The 4,875-nt window shown below is 63.8% G+C and carries 6 protein-coding genes; 4 read left to right on the top strand and 2 right to left on the bottom strand.

Annotated features, from left to right (window positions below; genetic code table 11):
• The 3 genes from ENZ75_RS21025 to ENZ75_RS21015 form a co-directional block, all read left to right on the top strand.
• A partial coding sequence (locus ENZ75_RS21025; RefSeq protein WP_281061260.1) for an alpha-isopropylmalate synthase regulatory domain-containing protein occupies nucleotides 1–768 on the top strand: 768 nt, incomplete at its 5' end.
• An 83-nt stretch (nucleotides 769–851) separates the two neighbouring features.
• Entirely contained in the window at nucleotides 852–1,778 is a 927-nt protein-coding gene (gene rarD / locus ENZ75_RS21020) for an EamA family transporter RarD (RefSeq protein WP_013532555.1), read from the top strand.
• A 9-nt stretch (nucleotides 1,779–1,787) separates the two neighbouring features.
• A complete protein-coding gene (locus tag ENZ75_RS21015; protein WP_013532554.1) occupies nucleotides 1,788–2,474 on the top strand; it encodes a glutathione S-transferase family protein in 687 nt (228 codons plus the stop codon).
• 16 nt (nucleotides 2,475–2,490) lie between these two features.
• Here ENZ75_RS21015 and ENZ75_RS21010 read toward each other — a convergent pair whose 3' ends face one another.
• Together ENZ75_RS21010 and ENZ75_RS21005 are read right to left on the bottom strand one after the other, a co-directional pair.
• On the bottom strand, nucleotides 2,491–3,489 hold the full coding sequence (locus tag ENZ75_RS21010) for a transporter (protein WP_063167702.1): 999 nt from the start codon (nucleotides 3,487–3,489) through the stop codon (nucleotides 2,491–2,493).
• Between the two features lie 173 nt (nucleotides 3,490–3,662).
• A complete protein-coding gene (locus ENZ75_RS21005; RefSeq protein ID WP_013532552.1) occupies nucleotides 3,663–3,953 on the bottom strand; it encodes a muconolactone Delta-isomerase family protein in 291 nt (96 codons plus the stop codon).
• Between the two features lie 110 nt (nucleotides 3,954–4,063).
• Here ENZ75_RS21005 and ENZ75_RS21000 point away from each other — a divergent pair.
• The coding region (locus ENZ75_RS21000) for a LysR substrate-binding domain-containing protein (protein ID WP_128278285.1) at nucleotides 4,064–4,875 on the top strand (812 nt) is incomplete at its 3' end.

The raw sequence follows: 4,875 nt of genomic DNA, 5'->3' as shown, positions 1-4,875 counted from the left end.
CTCCTGAACCGAGCGCCAGAGGCGCAAGCGCCCTATGTCGGCGCTTCCGCCTTCGCCACCAAGGCCGGCATTCATGCCTCCGCACTGGCCAAGGAGCCGGCGACCTACGAGCACGTCCCCCCCGAAACGGTCGGCAACCGCCGCCGTGTCATGGTCTCGGACCAGGGCGGCAAGGCCAATTTCCTCGCCGAGCTGAGGCGACGCGGCATTGAGGTGCCGAAGGACGATCACCGGCTCGACGCGCTGATATCCGTGGTCAAGGAGCGCGAGGCCGAGGGCTATGCCTATGAAGGCGCCGATGCCAGCTTCGAACTCCTCGCCCGCAAGATGCTGCACGGCCTGCCGGAATTCTTCAACGTCACCTCGTTCCGCTGTATGGTCGAGCGCCGCTTCGACGCCAACGGCCAGTTGAAGACGGTCTCCGAAGCGATCGTCAAGGTGGTGGTCGATGGCGAGGAGAAGATGTCGGTGGCCGAGGGGCATGGCCCGGTCAACGCACTCGACATCGCGCTGCGCAAGGACCTCGGCAAATTCCAGGGCGAGATCGCCGACATGGAGCTGGCCGACTTCAAGGTGCGTATCCTCAATGGCGGTACCGAGGCGATCACCCGCGTTCTGATCGAATCGCATGACGGCACCGGCGCGCGCTGGTGGACGGTCGGCGTTTCCGAGAACATCATCGACGCCTCGTTCCAGGCGCTGATGGATTCCATCGTCTACAAGCTGATGAAGAACCGCGAGATGGCCGGACTGGTGGCCGCCGAATAGGGTTGAACCATCAGCGAAAGTCCATTGATCCATCAGAACTTTGCGATGGTCTTGCCAAGGTGACTGGGCCATAGCGTTGGCCCATGGCCACTGAAGCAATTACCCTGGATGCAGAGTCCAAGGCCCGGCGCGGCTTTCTGCTGGCGCTCGGCGCCTATCTGCTATGGGGATTGCTGCCCTTCTACATGAAGGCGGTCGCTCATCTGCCGCTCGCGGAAGTCATTGCCCATCGCATCGTCTGGTCGGTGCCGATCGCCGCCGCCGTTCTGATCTGGGCCGGCCGCACGGCGGATTTCAAGGCGGCGCTTCGTTCGCCGCGCACCATCGCCATGGCCGCGCTGACGGCGGCGCTGATCTCGGTCAACTGGGGCATCTATGTCTGGGCGATCGCGGTCGACCGCACCGTCGAAACCGCGCTCGGCTACTACATCAATCCCCTGGTCAGCGTCGTTGTCGGCGCGCTGCTGCTCGGCGAGCGGCTCGACCGGCTGCAGATCGCGGCGGTGGTGCTGGCGGCCGTCGCCGTCGCCGTGCTGACCATCGAAGGCGGCAAGCTGCCCTGGGTGTCGTTGGCACTGGCGTTTTCCTTCGCCGCCTACGGCTTCTTCCGCAAGACGCTGCCGATCGGCCCGAGCCAGGGATTTTTGCTCGAAGTCCTTCTGCTGTCGGTGCCGGCACTTGGCTACATAGTCTATCTCATCGCGACCGGACAGGACCACATCGTATCCAGCAGTGGCACGGATACGGCGTTGCTGATCGGCTGCGGTCCAGTCACATCGGTGCCGTTGTTGCTGTTCGCCTTCGGCGCCAAGCTGCTGCGGCTGTCAACCATCGGCATCATGCAATATATCGCGCCGACCATGGTGTTCCTGATCGCCGTTCTGATCTTCGACGAGCCTTTCGGCACCATCCAGGCCATCGCCTTTGCGCTGATCTGGGCGGCTTTGGCAGTCTATTCCTGGTCGATGTTGACGACAGCGCGACGCGCCGCGCCGCAGCCCGCACGGTAAGGGGGTTCGATGTACCTGCTGCATATCGCCAACAAAAATTATTCCTCATGGTCGCTGCGGCCCTGGGTGCTGATGCGCGCGCTGGATATCCCATTCGAGGAACGGCTGACGCCATTCCCGACCGGATCGAGCTGGGATCTGTACCGTTCCTTCTCACCGAGCGGCCGCGTGCCGTGCCTGGTCGACGACGGCTGGGCGGTCTGGGATTCGCTGGCCATCGTCGAATATCTGGCCGAACGCCACCATGGCGTGTGGCCCGTCGAAGCCAAGGCGCGCGCCTGGGCGCGCTCGGCCGCCGCCGAGATGCATTCGAGCTTCACCGCATTGCGCAGCGCCTGTCCGATGAGTTGCGGCGTGCGGGTAGAGCCGTTTCCGATGTCCGATGCGCTGAAGCAGGACCTCTTTCGCCTCGGCGACCTCTGGAATGATGGTCTTGCTCGTTTCGGCGGGCCATTTCTGGCGGGCGCTCATTTCACCGCAGTAGATGCTTTCTTTGCCCCGGTGGCGTTCCGCGCACAGTCTTATGGGCTCTCCTTCGAGGGTGCGGCTGCAGCGTATCCGGCGCAGTTGCTTGCTCTGCCGGCGATGCGCGAATGGCATGCGGCTGGGCTTGCCGAGACCTGGCGCGAGCCCGATCACGAAGCGGAAGTGGCCGCCGCCGGCACCATCATCGAGGATCTTCGCGCCACTGCGTGAAAGCTGCCGGCGGGTGCTACATCTGTCCGAGCCGCCTGACAAAGAGATAGGTCGCGCCCGCGATCACCATCGACACAGCCGTCACCACCCAAAAGCCCATTGGCGTGTCGACCAGCGGCAGGCCCCCAACGTTCATGCCGAACAGGCCTGAGATGATGGTCATCGGCAACAGCACCGCCGTCATCACCGACAGGACGTACAGCAGCCGGTTCGACTGCGTCGTCAGCTTTGCCATAAGCTCGTCCTGCAATAGCCGGGCGCGCGCCTGCAATTGCTCGCCGTCATAGTGCAGCGTCTGCGCCCGGTGTGAAAGGCGCGCGGCCATGTCGTTGATGCTGTCTGGCAGGTCGTTGCGGTGCGAATGATCAAGGTGACGGAACAGATTGGTCAGCGTCGCCATCTGCCTGTGGATCACCACCAGATGCCGGCGCGCGTCGACCAGGGATTGCCGTTCATTGTGCCATGCGTCGCAGACGATACGGTCTTCGATGCCGTCGAGACTGTCGCCGAGTGCCGCAAGTTCCGCCACCATGCCATCGAACGACTGGCCGACGACAGCCTCGATCAACTCGGCTGGCGAGCGGAACTTGCGCGATCCATTCTCGATCGCCTTGCGGATGTTGTCGACCGACTGCAGCGGTTGCTTGCGGGCGCCGACCAGCATCGTGTCATTGAGCGCGAAGCGGAAATGGCCAAGCCCGCCCGCTTCCGCCGAATAGTCATGGCGCAGGTCCGGCAGATCGCCATAGAGCCAGTCGTCCTCGAGGTCGATGTGGCAGCCATGGCTGGCGGACAGGAAAGCTTCACGCGCCGGTGCCGGCAAAACCCGATCGGCGCCGATTTCGTGACGGGCCCGCATGTCGGAAAGCTGGTAGCTGCGCCATGTCCAGTGCGCGGCGGCGGCGTCCCTGGTTCGCACGCCCTCAGCGGTGAAGTGATAGATGAAGAACAGTCCGTGCTCGTCGGGCAGGTAGGGCGAGAGATCGGTGCCTTCCGGGGCGAGAGTGATGTCCATGGGCGGTGCCAGATGCATGTTCCGAAGATGGCGCCGCACGGCGGCTGCCTGATACTGATTCCTAGCACGCGCGAAGCCGGTTTCGTGTGACGGTTTCTTGACAGCCGATCACAGTCTGTCGATCCCCGTGTCAATCCGGGGGTGACGCCTTCGTCACCCCCGGATGTGCCCTGTCAGTGCTTCGGGCCGAAGCCGGGGTAGGGCTTGAGGGGCACGATTGCGGCAATGTCCATCATGCCGGCCTTGACCAACGGCAAGGTGGCGAGGTGGCCGCGAACCTCAGCATCATCAGCAGCCTCGAGCATCATGCCGCTGCCCGGGATGTCGCCTCGGTTCCACACCTGACGTACCGCCCCTTCGGCGTAGAGCGTGCGCCGCTGTTCGGCTTCGCCGGGCAGAAGTGGAGCGAAATCGGCATCGGTAAATTTTTCGGTGTTGCGAGCGAGAAGGGCAAAGAACTGCATGGCGGTCTCCTTTGGTTGGGATGGCCGATTATCGCTTTTGGCTGGTCAGACAGTCCAAGACTGATTAGGATAAAGTTGAGACCCAAAGGGACTTGAGCCTTGGAGGAGAAATGTTCGACCTGCGCCAGCTCCGCTATTTCGTCACGGTCGCCGAAACCGGAAATGTCGGGCGCGCAGCCGAAATGCTGCATATTTCCCAATCGCCACTCAGCCGGCAGATCATCCAGCTCGAGGAGCAGTTGGGTGTTTCCCTCTTTGAGAGGTCGAAGCAGCGGGTCCATCTCAACGCCGAGGGCCGCGCCTTCCTCACCGAGGCCCGCGCGCTGCTGTCCAATGCGCGACGTGTGGAGGAGTTCGGCCGCAACCTGGCCAGCGGCGCCGTCGGCCGGCTCGCCATCGGCTATGTCGAAGGGGCCGTTCATGCCGGGCTTGTCGCCGGGATGCTGCGCCAGTTCCGTCGCGACCGGCCGGATTTCCACCTGCAGCTGAGAAGCCTGCGCTCGGCGGCGCAGTTGGAAGGGCTACGGCAGCGGTCGCTGGATCTGGGCTTTGTCTACTCGCCGCCACCCGATGATGATCCGGATGTCGCCGCCATGGCGCTGCGGCATGAGCCGCTGGTGCTGGCGATCCCCGAAGATGACCCACTCGTTGAAGTGCCAGAGATCGGGCCTCACCATCTTGACGGTCGCACCTGGATCACCGTCGTGCGCCAGCCGGACGACACCAATCGCGGCCAGTTCCTTGCCGCCTGCGCCAAAGCCGGCTTTTTGCCCGACATCGCCTATGAGACGGCGGACCCGCTGACCTCGCTCGGCCTTGTCAGCGCGGGTCTCGGCTTGGCGACGGTGCAAGCCAGCCTGCGTGCCGCTGCGCCGCCGCGGATCGTGTTTCGCGACCTGCCGTGGCTCGAGCGCACGGTTTC

Origin of the sequence: Mesorhizobium sp. M7A.F.Ca.CA.002.04.1.1 (assembly GCF_004022805.1) — a bacterium.
Lineage (GTDB): Bacteria > Pseudomonadota > Alphaproteobacteria > Rhizobiales > Rhizobiaceae > Mesorhizobium > Mesorhizobium ciceri.
Note: the sequence above shows the minus strand (reverse complement) of the source record. Positions and strands in the feature narration are given on the sequence as shown.